Genomic DNA, 15,794 nt, shown 5'->3' with positions numbered 1-15,794 from the left:
CAAGCCTCTCGTGCAAATAGCTTAGGAATCTATCTCTGCGGATTCTCAACTTCTGCCGGCGAGTAGCAGTGCCAGCAGTTTCCACCAGCCCGCTTGGCGCGATACAGAGCAATGTCCGCGGCCTTGAAGAGCGCGATCTCATCTTCTCCGTCTTTGGGATAGCTCGCGAGCCCGATGCTGAAGGTAGTCTTGACGGCGGTCGCATTCACAAAGAACGGCTCGCGCACGCACGCTGCCAGTGCCTCACAAAGGGTGCGAATACCGTGCCCGTTGATGGGATCAGCCACCAGCAGTGCGAACTCATCGCCGCCGACTCTTGCGAAACAGTCCGATTGCCGCACCATCGAGCGAATGCGCTCTGCGACTATTTTTAGCCACTCATCGCCCGCGTCATGACCGTAGGTGTCGTTGATGTCTTTGAACTTGTCGAGATCAAAGAGGATGAGCGTGAAAGACCGGTTTTGCTGTCGTCTGGATGTAGCGAGCAGCCGCCTGAAATGCTCGCTGAACATGCGCCGGTTGGGCAGCCCCGTGAGAGGGTCTGTGTGAGCAATCTGCTCCAGTTGACGCCGGCTTTCCTGCAGTTCCTCAGTGATTTTTTGCAACTCGGCGGTGCGTAATTCCACACGCCTCTCCAGTTCGCGCTGCCGGGCCCTCATGTAGGCCGTGCTGATGCGGTAGCCGGCGGTGAGCAGCAGCAAAAGTAAAAGCAGCATGCCCAGCTTCATCCACACCGTCTGGTACCAGGCAGGCATCACATGAATGCGAATGGAGCGAGTCTTGCCCCACGCTCCGTTGTGATTGGAGCCGCGCAGTTCGAGCACATAATCGCCAGGAGGCAAGTTGGTGTAGCTGGCCACTCTGCGCCGCGCAGTCGTCTTCACCCAGTTTTGATCGAAGCCATCCAGTTTGTACTCGTAAAGGTTGCGATCTGCTCCGCTGTAATCGAGGGAAGAGAACTCGATGGCGATGCGGTTGGCATCCTGAGGAATGTTGAGCAGCGGACTGCCGCTGGCGGCATTGAAAATATCAGGAGGATAAGGCTTCGTCCCCACGAGAACATCCGTAACGACGACCGGAGAGAGAGGCTGGGAGATTCTGACCTGAGCAGGATCAATCACTGTAAGCCCGCCATCGCCCCCATAGGCGAGCCGGCCATCTGAAGTGCTCACTCCTGACTTGACCCAGTACGCGGGGATGGCGATGCCATCGGCTTGCCGCAGCGCATGAATGGAATAGGTATGCGGATCAATGATGGCGAAACCATCGTCGGTGCTGACCCAGAGTTTGCCATCTGGAGCCTGAAGGATGTCATCACCATTGGCATTGGGGAGCCCATGCAGTAGTCGGCGAATTTTGTAGTGATCGGGGCCCGTATCGGATAGAACGCAAACCCCGCCTCCCCAGGTGGTGGCCCATAGCCGATGTTCGCGATCCAGAAGCAGCGAAGTCACCGGGGCCGGCAACGCATTCGGGTTCGACGGGTCCACCGGGATGCGGAGAGCTTCGTGCGAAGCGGTGTCATAACGGAAGAGTTCATGAGCGGTGCCCACCCACAGATCGTTTCCGGCTTCCTTGGCGAGCACTGTGATCTCAAGATTAGTGATGGGGACTGCTACTGGTGAGGGCGGATGAATAGTGGCGGAGGGTGTGGAGAAATCCTCGCGCCAGAGGCCGTGATGAGAGCCGATCCAGAGCGTTCCGTTTTCATAGAGCAATGCATCGACGCGAATGCCAGTGTCTTTGGGCTGGGGAAGTGGCGTAACACGGTTTCCATCCAGGCCGGCACGATAGACCCAGTTGGATGTTCCAATAAAAAGGCTGCTCTTAGAGGTTGTGAGGGCATTGATCTGGCCCGGTGGAAGCGGGGCATTCAAGCCCGCCGCGATATGACGGATGGGCTGTAGCCTATTTCCACGCAGCGCGACAAGCTCTATTCCATTTTCATTCAAGCCGAGCCAGAACCGGCCATCGTTTTCTGGAGAGATTGCCGTGACGTCTGAGTCAGGAATGCGTCCAGCGTGGCTCGACGTATCCGTTGCTCCAAAGAAAGTCAGAATCCCGCTGTTCGGATTGGCGCGCCCCACTCCATTGGCCGTTCCGGCCCAGACTGAGCCCGTCTGATCGGTTAACAGTGTTACGACGGTATTGTTGGGCAGGCTGGTGGGAAATGCCGGATCGTGCGTGATGCGATGAGTTCTCAGTGTTGTGGCATTGACCGCGACAATGCCTTGCCCAAAGGTGCCAAGCCAGATGACGCCGGGTGCTGCCTCGCAGATGGCGTCGATGGGTTCCTTATCCAGAAGGGATGGTCCGGGGCCGGATTCATGAATAGCAACCGCCTGAGTTGCAAATTGCCTGAGAAGATAGGCGCCCGAGGTTGTTCCAATCCAGAGACTTCCGGCATGATCCAGCAGCAGCCTCCAGATGCCGGGCTGCTTGCTTCCGAATAGCTTCTGCAGTCGGAAGTCTGTGCCATTGGTATTACTCCTGAAGAGTCCTTGATTGGTGCCGGCCCAGATGCGGCCCGAAGGCGCTTTGACCAGCGTGAGCACTGCAATTTGGCCGACTGCGCCTTGCAGAGGAAGAACCACAAATTTTCCGGTGGCAGTATCCAACTGGTCGAGACCAATGCGCGTCCCTACCAGGAGATGGTTTTGGCTGGTCGCCATCATGGCATACACTGCGGGAGCGTTGTTGTCTCTATCTTTCCCCGGAGGCAGAAAAGTCTGGAAACGATCCAGGCTGGACTCGTAGCGGGCAAGCCCGCGCGAGCGGGTTCCGGCCCAGAGCGTTCCGTCGGGATCGGTGTACATGCTGTAGATATCGTTATCGGGTAAAGTGCCCGGAACACCTACAGAGAAGGTGTAATTCCGAAAGTGATAGCCATCCCAACGAGAGAGACCGCTTCCGGTTCCGATCCAGAGAAATCCATGACCATCTTGTGCCATCGCTTGAACGACAGGACTGGGAAGGCCCTGGCTGCGATCCAGATTCTCAAAGATGACGTCAGCATGGCGTGCCGTGAACTGCGCAAAAGAGACCGCCGGCAGCAAGCAGAGCAATACCAGAATGATCCGCAGAGACACTCCTGACATGGCCTGGCATGCCTGCATGCCTGAAGTCGCTGTTCCTGATTGCCGCGTGTTACGGGAACGCGGCAGGAAAGGGTTCGCCATATTGGAAGCTCTGCAGATGATCTGCAATAAAAATCCGGGATTCTTAGCGTAAGCATAATTGAATCTGTGCAGGAGTCACGACCTGTATTTCCGCTCATGCCTCCAAACTGCCCCGAATCGCAGAGGGCAGCTTCTGTTCTGTCACCGTCCGGGCCGACAAATGGCGTCTGCACGGCATCAAATCCTATGACGTTTGGCAGTTTGCACTCTCTTGTCTGGATGGAACCAGGATGCTCGACCGGCTACGGCAGGAAACACGGGAAGAACATCAGAGTATCGAAGCGACTCTGGATCTGATGTCCCCGGCACTTGATCTGAACCGTTATCTGCAAATCCTGAAGAGCTTTCATGCGGCCATGGCGCCTCTGGAGAAACGGATCGAAGAGCGTTGCCCTATGCAATATCGCTCGCTGTGGGAGGGAAGGCAGAAGGCTGCGCGTCTGCGTGCGGATCTTGAGTGGTTCGGCGAGACTGCCGATGCAGAGAGGCCCGCAGATGCTCTCGTGCCAAGGTTATCAACCGCGTCCCATTGGCTGGGTTCGATCTACGTGGTGGAGGGGTCCATGCTGGGTGGGCAGGTGATTTGCCGACACCTGGAAAAGCACTTTGGTTGGGCAGAGAGACGCGGATATCTATATTTCAGCGGTTATGGCGACCAAACGCGAGAACGATGGCGGCAGGTTACGCGCACGTTGGAAGGCGATGATCTGAATGGCAACTTGATCGTGGAGGGTGCGCATCAGACCTTTCAATACTTGCATTGTTATTTTCGCGTTAGTTTATGACTTCCTTAGACCCGATTTCTGCCGTAAATCTTACCAATTGTGATCGGGAGCTCATTCATATCCCGGGTAGCGTGCAGGCACACGGTTTCCTGCTGGTCTTTGCACGTTCCCCGGAAGACAGGCTGATCGTCGTTCAAGCCAGCCAGAATGCGGCGGAGTGGCTTGGTAGGTCGATCCATCGAATACTCGGCGGAACTTGCACAGAATTGTTTGACGAACAACTATCGGCTGAGTTGCGCGAGGAGTTTCACTCGCGGCCTGATTCGCGATCGAGCCACTATCTGCGCAGCATACGGCTGGCCTCGGGCGAGGAAATGGAACTGATTACACACTCGGTCGGCGACCGGCTGGCAGTGGAATTTGAGCGCGTGGAAGAGCGCGTGAGTCCCGAGCGGCTGAACAAGACCATCGTCAATGTAGTTGCTCAGCTTGAGACTATCCGCGACATTGGTGAGCTTGCGAGAACCATCACGGTCGAGATTCGCACCCTCACCGGTTTTGACCGGGTGCTGCTGTATTCGTTTGATGAAGAAGGGCACGGAACTGTCATTGCGGAGGATAACAACGGCAACCTGCCGAGCATGCTGCATCTGCGCTTTCCTGCCACAGATATTCCGAAGCAGGCACGGCACCTTTATTTGTTGAACAGAATACGAATCATTCCTGATGTGAACTATGTACCGTCTCCGTTGCTGGCGGTAGACAGCGGCGATGAACCGATGGACATGACCTATTGCGTGCTGCGGAGTGTCTCTCCTGTTCACCGGGAATACATGCGGAATATGGGCACGGCGGCGAGCATGTCATTCTCTGTTGTCGTAGAGGGCAAGCTGTGGGGCATGATCTCTTGTCATCACGCAACAGCGCTGTCGGTTCCCTATGTGGTTCGCTCTGGATGCGACGTGTTGACGAGGATTGTTGCGGCGCAGATCAGCGCCTATGATCGCGCAGCGGATTTTGCCGAAGCCATCCGGCTCAAGGCTGTTGAACGTGACCTGCTCACGTATATGACGCTGGAAGAGAAATATGTCGATGGCCTGACCAATCATCCGGATAAAGTCATGGCATTGACCCGGGCTGCGGGAGCTGCATTTGTGCTGGATGAAGCCTGTCTGCTCATGGGCGAGACTCCGAACGAAGCGGGCGTGAGAACGATCGCGGACTGGTTGCGGAATACCGGGCAGCCTGATCTTTTTGCCACCGATCATCTCTCTCCACATCTGGCCGCGGCAGAGGGATTTCTCGATACGGCGAGCGGGCTGCTGGCCATCTCGCTCTCTCAGGTGCATCGCTTCCAGATTCTGTGGTTCCGGCCTGAGATTATCCGCACAGTGCACTGGGCTGGAGAGCCTCTCAAAACAGTCAGTGAGGTTGGCGGAATCGTTCGTATTGATCCACGGCACTCTTTTGAAGGCTGGAGCGAGTTGGTGCGCCAGCGTTCCGATGCCTGGTCTGCGGTAGAGATAGAAGCTGCTCGCGACTTTCGCAATGCCATGCTCTTCATTGTGTTGCGTCGTGCTGAGGAACTGGCGGACATGGCAGCGGAACTGGAGTTCACCAACAAGGAACTGGAGGCATTTTCCTACTCCGTGTCGCATGATCTGCGCGCTCCCTTCAGGCATATCTCCGGCTTTGCTGAATTGCTGCTGATCGATGAGTCAGACAAGCTGACGGAGAAGGGGAAGCGCTATATCGAAAAGATTACGCAGTCCGCGCAGTTTGCCGGAGTATTGGTGGATAGCCTTCTGAATTTCTCGCAGATTGCCCGGACAAAGCTTGCAATGCGCGCAGTCGCGATGGAACAGTTGGTCAGTGAAGTCTGGGAGGATGTGGTCAGTCAGGAGTTACGCGGACGGGAAGTTGAGTTTAGCTGCGGTCACCTCCCGTTGGTAGAAGGCGATGTGAATTTGCTTCGGCAGGTCTGGCGCAATCTTTTGTCCAATGCCGCCAAGTACACAAGCAAGCGCGCTCTCGCTCGTATAGAGGTAAGTGCGCATCGCGATCATCAGCAATATATTTTCAGCGTTCGCGATAACGGCGTTGGATTTGATAATCGCTACGCGCACAAGCTGTTTGGAGCGTTTCAGCGGCTGCATAGGATAGAGGAGTTTGAAGGGACCGGGATCGGTCTCGCAAACGTGCGCCGGATCGTTGCGCGCCATGGCGGCCAGACCTGGGCCGAGGGAAAGTTGAACGTGGGTGCTGTTTTCTTTTTTTCACTGCCAATACCTGAAAGCCTGCAGTCCTGAGATCGCCTCGAGAGGAAACCGTGCTACGACCAATTTTGCTGGTAGAAGATAACCCGAATGATCTTGAGTTGAGCCTGACAGCCCTCGCCAAGAGTGGCCTTGCGAACGAAGTCGTTATTGCGCGAGATGGGGAAGAGGCTTGCGACTATCTGTTTTATCGCGGTCAGTATGCAGAGCGTTCACATGGAAATCCGGCGGTGGTGCTGCTCGACATTAAGCTGCCCAAGGTAGACGGGCTGGAGGTTCTTTCGATGATTCGCAAAGAACAGGAACTGAGGCATCTCCCTGTGGTCCTTCTCACTTCTTCACGCGAAGAGCAGGATATTCTTGCCGGGTATCAATTAGGCAGCAATGCTTACGTGGTCAAGCCGGTGGCTTTTCCTGACTTCATCAAAGCAATACAGGATCTTGGGGTATTTTGGGCTGTCGTAAACGAACCTCCTCCCTTTGTGATCCGGAGGCTTGTTTAGGATGACCCTTTCCGCAGGAGATGCACGGCCTTCAGTCCTGATTCTTGAGGACAACCCGCTGGATATTGAACTGGCGCAGAGCCGTTTGCAACAGGCTGGTTATGACTTTGAAGTGCATGTAGCCAGCAATCGTTCTGATTTTCTTCAGAAGTATGCGGAGCATACTTGGCACCTGATTCTCGCCGATTATGCTCTGCCGGATTTTGATGGATTGTCGGCGCTCGAGATTGTGCGCCACGATGACAAGCACTTACCCTTCATCTTTGTATCAGGTGTACTCGGCGAAGAGGTTGCAGTGGAGACGCTGCATCGCGGCGCGACGGACTATGTGCTGAAGGCTCGAATGGAGCGTCTGGTGCCTGCGATTCGCCGCGCCCTCAAAGAGTATGCGGAGCATCGTTCCCGCGTGGAAGCGGAGATGAAGCTGCGAGAGACAGAGCTTCTGTTTCAGCAGGTGACCAATGCCTTGCCCGCCATGGTTTGGACCTCCAGTGCCGATGGAGAGCTGCTCTATTGCAACGATATCTGGCATGAATATTTTGGATCCGATGACAGAAAGTCCTGGTGCGATTCTGCTGGCGTGCATGTGGAGGACATCTCTCAGACTCGCCGCTCATGGCGAGATGCTTTGGGTTCTGGAAAGGCGCTGGAACTGGAATGCAGGCTAATTCGGGCGGCGGATCAGGTTCCTCGTTGGCACCTTGTGCGTGCGGTTCCGGTGACGATTGAAGGAGCACATCTCAGATGGGTGGGTACTTGCACCGATGTGCAGATGCAGAAGGAAAGAGATGAGTCTCTACGCGTCTCAGAAAAGTTAGCTATCGTGGGCCGCATGGCAGGCGCGATAGCGCACGAAATCAACAATCCCCTGGAGTCTCTGGTCAATCTGCTTTACCTGCTGAAGGGCACAGATACCCGTAACGATCCTGGCAGAGGACTTCTGGAAGAGGCGGACCAGCAATTGTTCCGAATTTCAAGCATCACCCGGCAGACGCTCACCTACTATCGCGGCAAGGCGGTGCTGGGGCACATCGATTGCAAGGCATTGTTTGAGGATACGGTCAGCTTGTTCCGTGCGAAGTTGCGAGCACGCAACATTACTCCTGTCGTTGCCGTGAATGGAAATATCCAACTGCAAGGGATCACCGGTGAGCTTCGCCAGGTTCTGGTGAACCTGGTGAGCAATGCGATCGATGCTTCACCTGAGGATGCTCTGCTGCGTTTGCATGCCGGCAAGACCGCGGAGAATGGTAAGGATTGCGTGCAGATTGATGTCGAAGATTCCGGTCACGGAATTCCCGACGAGTTGCAAAGCAATTTATTTCAGCCTTTTTTCAGCACCAAGGGATCGTTGGGAACCGGACTGGGCCTATGGGTGACCAAAAGCATTGTCGACAAGCATCATGGTGAGATCCGCCTGAAAAGCCGCCCAGGAAAGACGACATTCACCATCGTGCTTCCAGCGGAATATGCAGAGAATGAAGCCAGGCAACATAACTCTCCTTCGCTGCCGGATGGTCTCGCTTCTTATTGAGATGTCACTGATGCGCCTTGGCAATTCGGCAGTTGAAAGACGAGAGACTTGCCGGAATCTACTTTGCATCTGAATGACGCTGACGTGTCAGGTCCTGCGCGAGCGAAATAACCTGAGCGTCTGACAGATACTCGTGGCCGGGCATATTGGTGCCGGGAATGCCATATTTAATGATGCGCTCAAGAGACAACAACTCTTGCTGAGAGCTCATGCCTGGCGGTAGATGCTGTAAGGGAGCGGTTGCAAGATTGGGTGGCTCTACGGCAAAGTTCCGGCCCCAATGCTGGCGAACGTAGCCGTTGGGCGCATGGCAGGTGGAACAGTACTCCTGATAGAGGTGGTGGCCATCAAGCGCAGCGGCAGCTTGGGCCGTCTTGGCGTCTGGACGCCATGTCTGAAGCTGATGCTGCAGGAATGCTGCGCTGCCGGGGCTGCGCAGGCTTGTCAGGTAATCCACCAAATCGCTACCGCGACTGCTACGAAAGAGATAGGCATACGAAGGCATGATGGAATGCGGACTGACTGCGCGGGGATCGATGAGGTGAATGCGCAGCCAGAGTGGAGAACGGCGGCTGCCTACGTTGCTCAGGTCTGGCCCCTGACGCCGGTTTCCAATCAGCGGTGGTTTCTCCTGCTCCACCATTGCCGGAACGCTGGCCGGCCCCCACATGGCTACATCAGGCGTGCCGGGGCGCACATATTGAGAGTGACAGTGGATGCAGCCCTCGCCAATGTAGACTTGCCGCCCTCGTTCGATAGCGGTCAACTGCGGACGAGGCTCATGAAGCAGATGCATCGCTCCGTAAACCAATCCAGAGGTGCCTGCCGTCAGTAGTAGAGCAATAGTGGCACGCCAGAATTTACGCGCAAGGCGGCGAAGCTGCGGCAGCAGGAAGAGTCCTGCTGTCACCGCAACAAACCATAAGGGGATACGGTGCAGATGTTGCGCCATGCCGATACCCATCGCAGACCCGATCCATCCTGCGACAGCGTAGAGCCAGCCTGCCCGAATGGCGCGGTCCTGAGGCAATGCCGCAAGCAGATAAGCAGGGTAGGCCACCAACGCGACGGAATAGAGAGAGATTCCCGCAGGGTAAAGCCAGGCTGCCAGGGCTGAGGGATGCGAGCCATATAACAGGGCAGCCGTGCAGGCGAGCAGTGCAAATGCTGAGCGCAATGTGGCGGGTAGTCCACGGCGAGAGAGCAGCCAGGCCGCGGCAAGCGCCGCCAGAAGGTGAATGCAGCCTGTGCGCCACAGGTGCGCGGCGCCGACCCATGCTCCAGACTGCTTGGTTGGCTCGTGCTGCACGATGTAGAACATTGCGGAGTCGAACCATACCAGCGCCGTGAACCAGAAGAGCATCAGCAGAAAAGGCAGGTTGCATCGCTTTGCCGAAGGGTGTGAAGCAGCGGATGCTTGCTGCTCTTCTCGGGTCAAAGGAATGCACAATGCCATTCCCGAGGCTGCGGCCACTGCAATCACTGGCTCCGGCGCGGTGAAGAGTGCCGGAATGTTGCTGAGAAAATATGCGAGTCCTGTTCCCAGTGCAACTTTGAAGAGCGCATGTTTAGGGCCAACCCAAAGAGGCAGGTGGGTGACCAGAGTTACGGTAAGGACTCCCAGGCCAATGCCCACAAATAATGCAAGCACAAGGCATGAGAGAAGTTGTAGGGGAAGAGTTGTGAGCACTGCAGCCGTGGCGCAGACTGCCATCGCTGCTTTCAGCCGCAGGCCAGGGGAGACATGCCTGAGCCAGCGCGGTGTGAGCAGGCTGGCAAGAATGCCTCCGATAGCCATTGCCGCCATCACCGCTTTGAGGTGTGCGTCGCTGAGACCGAGGCTGTCGAGTCTCTTCAAAAATCCGAATTGTGCAAAGATCAGGAAATAAAAATAGGTTGCAGTGATGAGCGCAATGCCGCGCCATCCGTCGAAAAGACGGGCTCTTTGCGGCGACGAAGCAGCGGCATTATTCGGCAAGGGCAATCCAGTTCTTCTGAAGTCCGATCCATTGAATCAGGGCATACAGGCCATCGGTCATAGCCACGGTGATCCATGCAATCTCAATGGTGCCGGTGGCGACCTGCGCGATGAGGAAGATAGCGATTCCAGATCGAATTAAAGCGGTAATCATCCATTGCGTTCGCCAGCAATTGGCGCGGGTGGATCGCGCAAAAGGACCACGAAGCACGGCGAAATAGCTTGCTCCCACGCACAGAACAAAAACACCGATATAGCTGACGTACCAGAGTGGGTGGGGCAGCGCAGAAACGCCCATGAGGTGAAGAGTCATCGCCGGCGCAAAGAGCAATAGCAGTCCAGTGCACGTGTCTGTAGCGCCAGCAAGATAGTGATACAGCAGAATGAGCGTCCGTGACCTCATTATGACAGCACTCCTGCGATTTCATCTTCATGGATCTGGATAACATCGCGGCTAATCCTATGGTTGGTGCGTACACTGATGGTGCTTCGCCACAGCCACTGCAACGACGCAGCCGTCATGGCAATGCCTAAGAGCAGGCGCAGCCAGTAGATTGCATCACGCAAAGGACCCGGCACAATTGTGAAAGCAGGATCGGCGCCTTCAATCCAACCCGCATAAAACATGATGACGACGTAAAGAAAAGTGCCGAGCTGCCAGGCCCAGAAGGCCCATGTAGAAAGAAAAATATCTCCGTCTTGTTCGAGCAGTACGACAAGAACGAGGATCAGAAGAGTGGTTACAAATCCTGCCATGGCCATGAGAGAGTGCCCGACGAGCCCGTCTGTAAATTTGAAGCGGTCCAGGATTCCAGGCAGAAAGACGAGCCATCCGGTTACGAGTAGCATGGACCACCACACGTATGTTGCGTGGAGCCATATGCGCGCATTCGTTGGCCACATAAAGGCGCGGTAATAGAGCGGCAGCAGGGGAGCCCAAACCAGTACTGTTCCAAGGCTCAGGTATTGCACCGGATTGTGCTGACTGGCGTTGTGGCGGCCGAGAGCAAGGCACAAAAGCGATTCCAGTCCGAAGACAATCCAGCACGTGCGATGCCATTTTGGTTTACCGGCCTTCAGACGCGTAATGCCGTAGGGTAGCAGGAAGAGAATTGCGACAATGACGAGTACAGATTCAAGTTGGCTGCTCCCAGTTGGTCCGCCGGTAGATGGATTGATGGAGGGATATACATCGGGATTGCTGGCAAAGTAGAGCAGGAATGGAACGATGAAGAGCAGAACCGTTCCCCCAAGCTTGCTGTAAAGCTCTTTACGGGAGAGATTCGGGTTGAAAAATCTGTCGCGCAGAAGGGCCAGCACTACGATGATCCAGAGGAAAAGAATGGTGGCGGGGAAGAAGATCCGCACGTACCCGGTCCAGTCGAGAAACAGTTTCCCACTGGAGTGACCGCTCAGCCAGGAAATACTCCCAAGCATGAGAGCCAGCGACCAGAGGAAAATTGCAACCTTGCTCCAGTGAGCCAGTTGGCCGCTATCGGCACGGTAGGCGCGTAGTAGCCAGCCAATTAACGGAAGACTGATCCAACCGTAGAGTTGCAGATCAAGATGCACGGGCATCCAGCGCCCATAGCTCAAAGGCGCAATGAGATTTCCCGCGGATGGAGCCAGCAATAGGATTGCCAGCCAGACGCCAATCAGGTTTGCCACCGCGAGCCATGCAAGGCCGTGCCACGCTGCATGACATATCACAGATCGATCCGGTGCGGCCGCATCCTCAAAGGTATCGTCTCGAAGAGCACTGCTCACTTTGCCTCGCTAGAAACTGAGGTCTCTACAACTGTTCCGTCACGCATTTCGACCAGTCTGTCGCATTGCCGAGCTAGACTGCGGTCGTGCGTTGCCATCACGAGAGTGATTTCTTCCGTCTGAGCCAGCTCCATCAGAAGAGAAAAAATCTGCGCGCTTGTTTTCTCATCGAGTGCGCCAGTCGGCTCATCCGCGAGCAGAATTCCGGGCCGGTTCATCAGCGCCCGGCAGAGGGCGGTACGCTGGCGCTCTCCTCCTGACAGTTTTTGAATGGGTTGCTTCAGGCGATGCGCAATCCCTGTGCGCTCTGCAAGCTGCAGTAATCTTTGCCGCGCGTCAGCATGCGAAGTTCCGGCGGCAACGGCCGGGATGAGACAATTCTCCTCAAGCGTCAGTCCTGGAATCAGATGATGCAGTTGAAAGACGAAGCCTACCTGGTGCCGCAGCAGGTGCAGGGTGGATCGCCCTCGTTGCAACCATTGCCCATTTACGGAGATTCGGCCGGTGGTGGGCTCATCGAGCGCCCCCATAAGATGCAGCAATGTGCTTTTGCCGCAGCCGGAAGGCCCGCAGAGGGCCACGGTCTGCCCTCGATGCACCGCAAAGTTCACTCCATTGAGCACGCGGATGGCGTCGTTTTCGTAGCTCTTTCTGACATCTTCAGCAATGAGGATGGGACAACTGCTTTCATTATTCAAAGCGCAATGCCTCCACTGCCCGGACTCGCATGGCATAGACCGCCGGATACAGAGCGCCAGCTATTCCAGTAAGGAAGGCCAGCACGACAACAATCAGCATCACCCACGGTTGCAAATGCGAATCGATATAGCCATGCAGGGCTGGAATCATTTTGAGTAGAAAGATCGTGGCGATGCCCAGCAAAAGACCGGCGACAGCGCCCAGAATCGAGACGAAGCCTGATTCGCCAAAAATCATCGCGGCAATCTGTCCGTTGGAAAACCCGTTCACGCGAAGGATGGCGATTTCACGAATGCGCGTGAAGACAGACATGATCATCGTGTTCGCCACGCCCAGGCCGCCCAACAGTAGTCCGCATATGCCCACAGCCCAGGCGGTGGCTTTAAGGATTTTGAATTGCGAATAGGTGTGATCGAACTCCTGATCCTTGAGCGCAACCAGGGTAGGAAAATGCTGCGCAATCATCTGCTTGAACTGCGCTGCGTCCTTTCGGTTGTGGAGCTTTACAGTAATGACCGAGGACGCATTCTGCTTGTGGAAGAACTGTTGCGCCATGCGAAGAGGCATGAAGACACCCCCATCTTCAAAGCCATTCTTTAGACGAATGATTCCGATGACGGTGAAGGTTCCATGGCCAATTGCCACTTGCGAGCCCAACCTCGCATGGAGAAAGTCTGAGGCGCGCTGGCCTAGCAGTACGCCATTGGGCACTGAAGCAAAACTTTGTGGTCGGCCAGCGACCCAGGTGGAGTCGCGAAGGCGAGCGTCGTCGGCCGTTACTCCGAAGCAGGTGATGATGGGATGATCGGTGCTGGCCACCACCCCGAAGAGCACTGGATTGGCGTGATCGACAATGCTCCAGGATTGGATCTGGTGCACTGCGGAATCGGGCACGTTGCTGAAGAAAAGATCGGAGACATTCTTTTCAAACACAACAATCTGGCTATTCGCTGAGAGCAGCCCCGAGAACATGGCCACTGCGCCTTGCAGGATGGTCACCACCGTCAACATCGCCGCCACACTGAATGCGATGCCTGCAATGCTGATAGCTGTACGCACACGATGACGGCTGAGGTTGGTGATGATCAGTTTGAAAAAGATCATAGACTGACTTCCGTGGCTCCCGGTACGATCGCGGCCATCTCATGGCGAAAGCGATCAAGTGTCTCATGCAAAAACAGCAAACGGCTCTGCTGCCTGAAGATTCTGGCGAGTAGCCGGTCGCTGATGTTGACCAGGCGCTGTACTCTGCGCAGAGACGCTTCCACGCCGATTGTCAGCGCAAGGTTTGGACGCTGCAATTTCTCATCGCGAGATGCTGTCTTACCGCTGTCCTTCGCGGTGTGCAGTACATCCTTGAGGTCATCCAGAATCTGGTAGCTGAGGCCCCAGGCGATGGCAAGACGATCCAACAGGCACTGCTCATATTCGCCTGCTCCGCCAGCGATGGCCGGCACGACGAGAGCCATTCGAATGAGCGAGACGGTTTTTCCGATGGCGATTTGCTGGTAGATACGCGGCTGCCTGGAGGCCTCACGCATGTGCAGATCTCGACTCTGGCCATTCAATAGTCCTGCCAGGCCCAGTTGATGCTCCACATACTCCAATGTACGAGTGCGGGCCTCGGCCGAAGAGTGAGCGACCCCTTTCCAAAGCAAACCATAGGCATGGTTGACGAGAGCAAGCGCAGTCAAAATAGCCGCGCCTTCTCCGTAGGTGTGGTGTATGCATGCAGCGCCTCGACGCAGTGTTGCGTCATCCATGCATGGCAGATCATCGAAGAGAAGTGATGCGGTATGGAAGTACTCGACGGCGATAGCAAGGTGCTCGCTGCATGCGCCGGGCAAATCGTAAGAGCGCCCAAGCCGGAATGCCAGCTCTGCTCGGATCATGTTGCCCGGGTGCTGCAACACTTCCTGAAGTGCGCCAGCCAGGCGGGATTCGGTATCGGCTTTAGGGCTGCAGGAGCTGCGGTAGAGATCTCTCAACCGTAATGCGATCGATGCGGGAACAGCGACTGTCATGAATATTTCAGTGTCCGGTTGACTGAATTCGGTTCGCTGGCTTCGCTCATAAATTCCATGACCCGCTCTGCGGCCGATCCATGCGGTAGGCTCTATTGCTTTGCCGCCTTGGGCGGTCTTTTATGGGGCCTCTACCTGACTCCTAGTGAATCATGTACCGTTCCGCGTAAGATGACGGAATAATGACGCTTGTCTTACAAGTTGTCCATGCGTTGATCTAACCAGAAGCCAGCAACAAGAGCAATTTCTATCCTTTGCCACATGACAATGTATTCATTGAGGGCCGTTCGGATTGACCGGAAGACGTGGTCGGCGTCAGATGAAGGCAGAATGCCTCTGTTCGCAATTGCAGGGGCCGGAGAGTGCAATGTTTCTTGAATTCGCAGCCTTCGCGGCAAAGCCTTGCCGCGGTGTTCGGGGTAGCCTTCGACTTTCCCGGAGTGTTTTACGCATCACTCATGGTGCCTTGATCGCGCTTGTTCTAGTGGGTGCGACGTGTGGCGCGGCCATGGCGCAAACTAGCTTGAAGATTGATCCGGCAAAGAGCCAGGTGCAGTTCTCGCTGGGAGGATTCCACGAGGTCAACGGTTTCTTCAAAGTCAGCAGTGGAGATATCCGCTTTGATCGCAAAACTGGCGCCATGAGTGGCTTGATTGCGGTGGAAGCTGCTAGCGGCAATAGCGGAAACAGTGCACGCGACAAGAAGATGAAAGGCGACGAACTACACGCCAGCAAGTTTCCGGCAATCACCTTTGCGCCCACCCAGTTCACCGGAATCCTCAAAGACGCAGGAGAATCTTCAATCGAGGTGCATGGAATGTTCACGTTGATCGGCAAGCCGCATTCCATTGTTGTTCCCATGACAGTTACCATCAATGGCGATCAATGTGTGGCAAAGGGTAGCTTCGTCGTTCCCTATGTTGAATGGGGTATGAAGGACCCTACGATGATGTTTATGAAAGAGGCCAAGGACGTGAAGATTGATCTCACCCTGGATGGACCGCTGACGCAGTAAGTCCTCTCTCTGGATATGCATGGCATCGGCTAGCTGGAAGATGGCCGGTGCCCCTTCTCTCCAAGATGAAAACCTCTTGCCACCGTGCGATACG

The 15,794-nt window shown here is 55.6% G+C and carries 12 protein-coding genes; 5 read left to right on the top strand and 7 right to left on the bottom strand.

Annotation, left to right across the window (positions count from 1 at the left end):
* Positions 1 to 29 precede the first annotated feature (29 nt).
* Positions 30 to 3,179: a ligand-binding sensor domain-containing diguanylate cyclase gene (locus tag ACP_RS04260; RefSeq protein ID WP_083770506.1), complete on the bottom strand. Its 3,150-nt coding sequence runs from the start codon at positions 3,177 to 3,179 to the stop codon at positions 30 to 32.
* A gap of 230 nt (positions 3,180 to 3,409) precedes the next feature.
* Between ACP_RS04260 and ACP_RS04255 the strand changes: the two genes are divergently transcribed.
* From ACP_RS04255 to ACP_RS04240, 4 genes are read left to right on the top strand one after another with little or no spacing between them, the layout of a single operon-like run.
* Positions 3,410 to 3,964 carry a biliverdin-producing heme oxygenase gene (locus ACP_RS04255; protein ID WP_015896058.1) on the top strand — a complete coding sequence of 185 codons (555 nt, stop codon included), beginning with the start codon at positions 3,410 to 3,412 and terminating at the stop codon, positions 3,962 to 3,964.
* Positions 3,961 to 6,213 (top strand): ATP-binding protein, encoded by a 2,253-nt coding sequence (locus ACP_RS04250; RefSeq protein ID WP_015896057.1) that lies wholly within the window; start codon positions 3,961 to 3,963, stop codon positions 6,211 to 6,213. Before ACP_RS04255 ends, ACP_RS04250 begins: the two co-directional genes overlap by 4 nt.
* A 20-nt stretch (positions 6,214 to 6,233) precedes the next feature.
* Positions 6,234 to 6,683 carry a response regulator gene (locus tag ACP_RS04245; RefSeq protein WP_015896056.1) on the top strand — a complete coding sequence of 150 codons (450 nt, stop codon included), beginning with the start codon at positions 6,234 to 6,236 and terminating at the stop codon, positions 6,681 to 6,683.
* Between the two features lies 1 nt (position 6,684).
* Complete coding sequence (locus ACP_RS04240; RefSeq protein ID WP_015896055.1) at positions 6,685 to 8,217, top strand: hybrid sensor histidine kinase/response regulator; 1,533 nt, start codon at positions 6,685 to 6,687, stop codon at positions 8,215 to 8,217.
* A gap of 58 nt (positions 8,218 to 8,275) precedes the next feature.
* Here the strand turns inward: ACP_RS04240 and ACP_RS17170 are convergent, their stop codons facing one another.
* The 6 genes from ACP_RS17170 to ACP_RS17165 all read right to left on the bottom strand — a co-directional run bounded on the left by ACP_RS17170 (position 8,276) and on the right by ACP_RS17165 (position 14,685).
* Positions 8,276 to 10,201 (bottom strand): cbb3-type cytochrome c oxidase subunit II, encoded by a 1,926-nt coding sequence (locus tag ACP_RS17170; RefSeq protein ID WP_015896054.1) that lies wholly within the window; start codon positions 10,199 to 10,201, stop codon positions 8,276 to 8,278.
* Positions 10,185 to 10,598, bottom strand: coding sequence for a hypothetical protein (locus ACP_RS04230; protein WP_015896052.1), 414 nt, complete (start codon positions 10,596 to 10,598; stop codon positions 10,185 to 10,187). Before ACP_RS04230 ends, ACP_RS17170 begins: the two co-directional genes overlap by 17 nt.
* Complete coding sequence (locus tag ACP_RS04225) at positions 10,598 to 11,863, bottom strand: heme-copper oxidase family protein (RefSeq protein ID WP_148215023.1); 1,266 nt, start codon at positions 11,861 to 11,863, stop codon at positions 10,598 to 10,600. Before ACP_RS04225 ends, ACP_RS04230 begins: the two co-directional genes overlap by 1 nt.
* Positions 11,864 to 11,958: 95 nt before the next feature.
* Entirely contained in the window at positions 11,959 to 12,660 is a 702-nt protein-coding gene (locus ACP_RS04220) for an ABC transporter ATP-binding protein (RefSeq protein WP_015896050.1), read from the bottom strand.
* The gene (locus tag ACP_RS04215; protein ID WP_015896049.1) at positions 12,653 to 13,765 is read right to left on the bottom strand and encodes an ABC transporter permease; all 1,113 of its coding nucleotides are present in this window, start codon (positions 13,763 to 13,765) and stop codon (positions 12,653 to 12,655) included. Before ACP_RS04215 ends, ACP_RS04220 begins: the two co-directional genes overlap by 8 nt.
* Positions 13,762 to 14,685, bottom strand: coding sequence for a polyprenyl synthetase family protein (locus ACP_RS17165; RefSeq protein ID WP_015896048.1), 924 nt, complete (start codon positions 14,683 to 14,685; stop codon positions 13,762 to 13,764). The genes ACP_RS04215 and ACP_RS17165 overlap by 4 nt, the downstream gene beginning before the upstream one ends.
* A 367-nt stretch (positions 14,686 to 15,052) precedes the next feature.
* Between ACP_RS17165 and ACP_RS04205 the strand changes: the two genes are divergently transcribed.
* On the top strand, positions 15,053 to 15,700 hold the full coding sequence (locus tag ACP_RS04205; RefSeq protein ID WP_015896047.1) for a YceI family protein: 648 nt from the start codon (positions 15,053 to 15,055) through the stop codon (positions 15,698 to 15,700).
* The last annotated feature ends 94 nt before the right edge of the window (positions 15,701 to 15,794 follow it).

Origin of the sequence: Acidobacterium capsulatum ATCC 51196 (genome assembly GCF_000022565.1) — a bacterium.
GTDB lineage: Bacteria > Acidobacteriota > Terriglobia > Terriglobales > Acidobacteriaceae > Acidobacterium > Acidobacterium capsulatum.
Note: the sequence above shows the minus strand (reverse complement) of the source record. Positions and strands in the feature narration are given on the sequence as shown.

Coding starts and splice junctions, on each gene's coding strand:
- ACP_RS04255 (WP_015896058.1), top strand. CDS start 3,410: ATGCTCGACCGGCTACGGCAGGAAACACGGGAAGAACATCAGAGTATC.
- ACP_RS04260 (WP_083770506.1), bottom strand. CDS start 3,179: ATGGCGAACCCTTTCCTGCCGCGTTCCCGTAACACGCGGCAATCAGGA.
- ACP_RS04240 (WP_015896055.1), top strand. CDS start 6,685: ATGACCCTTTCCGCAGGAGATGCACGGCCTTCAGTCCTGATTCTTGAG.
- ACP_RS04205 (WP_015896047.1), top strand. CDS start 15,053: ATGTTTCTTGAATTCGCAGCCTTCGCGGCAAAGCCTTGCCGCGGTGTT.
- ACP_RS04230 (WP_015896052.1), bottom strand. CDS start 10,598: ATGAGGTCACGGACGCTCATTCTGCTGTATCACTATCTTGCTGGCGCT.
- ACP_RS04250 (WP_015896057.1), top strand. CDS start 3,961: ATGACTTCCTTAGACCCGATTTCTGCCGTAAATCTTACCAATTGTGAT.
- ACP_RS17165 (WP_015896048.1), bottom strand. CDS start 14,685: ATGACAGTCGCTGTTCCCGCATCGATCGCATTACGGTTGAGAGATCTC.
- ACP_RS04215 (WP_015896049.1), bottom strand. CDS start 13,765: ATGATCTTTTTCAAACTGATCATCACCAACCTCAGCCGTCATCGTGTG.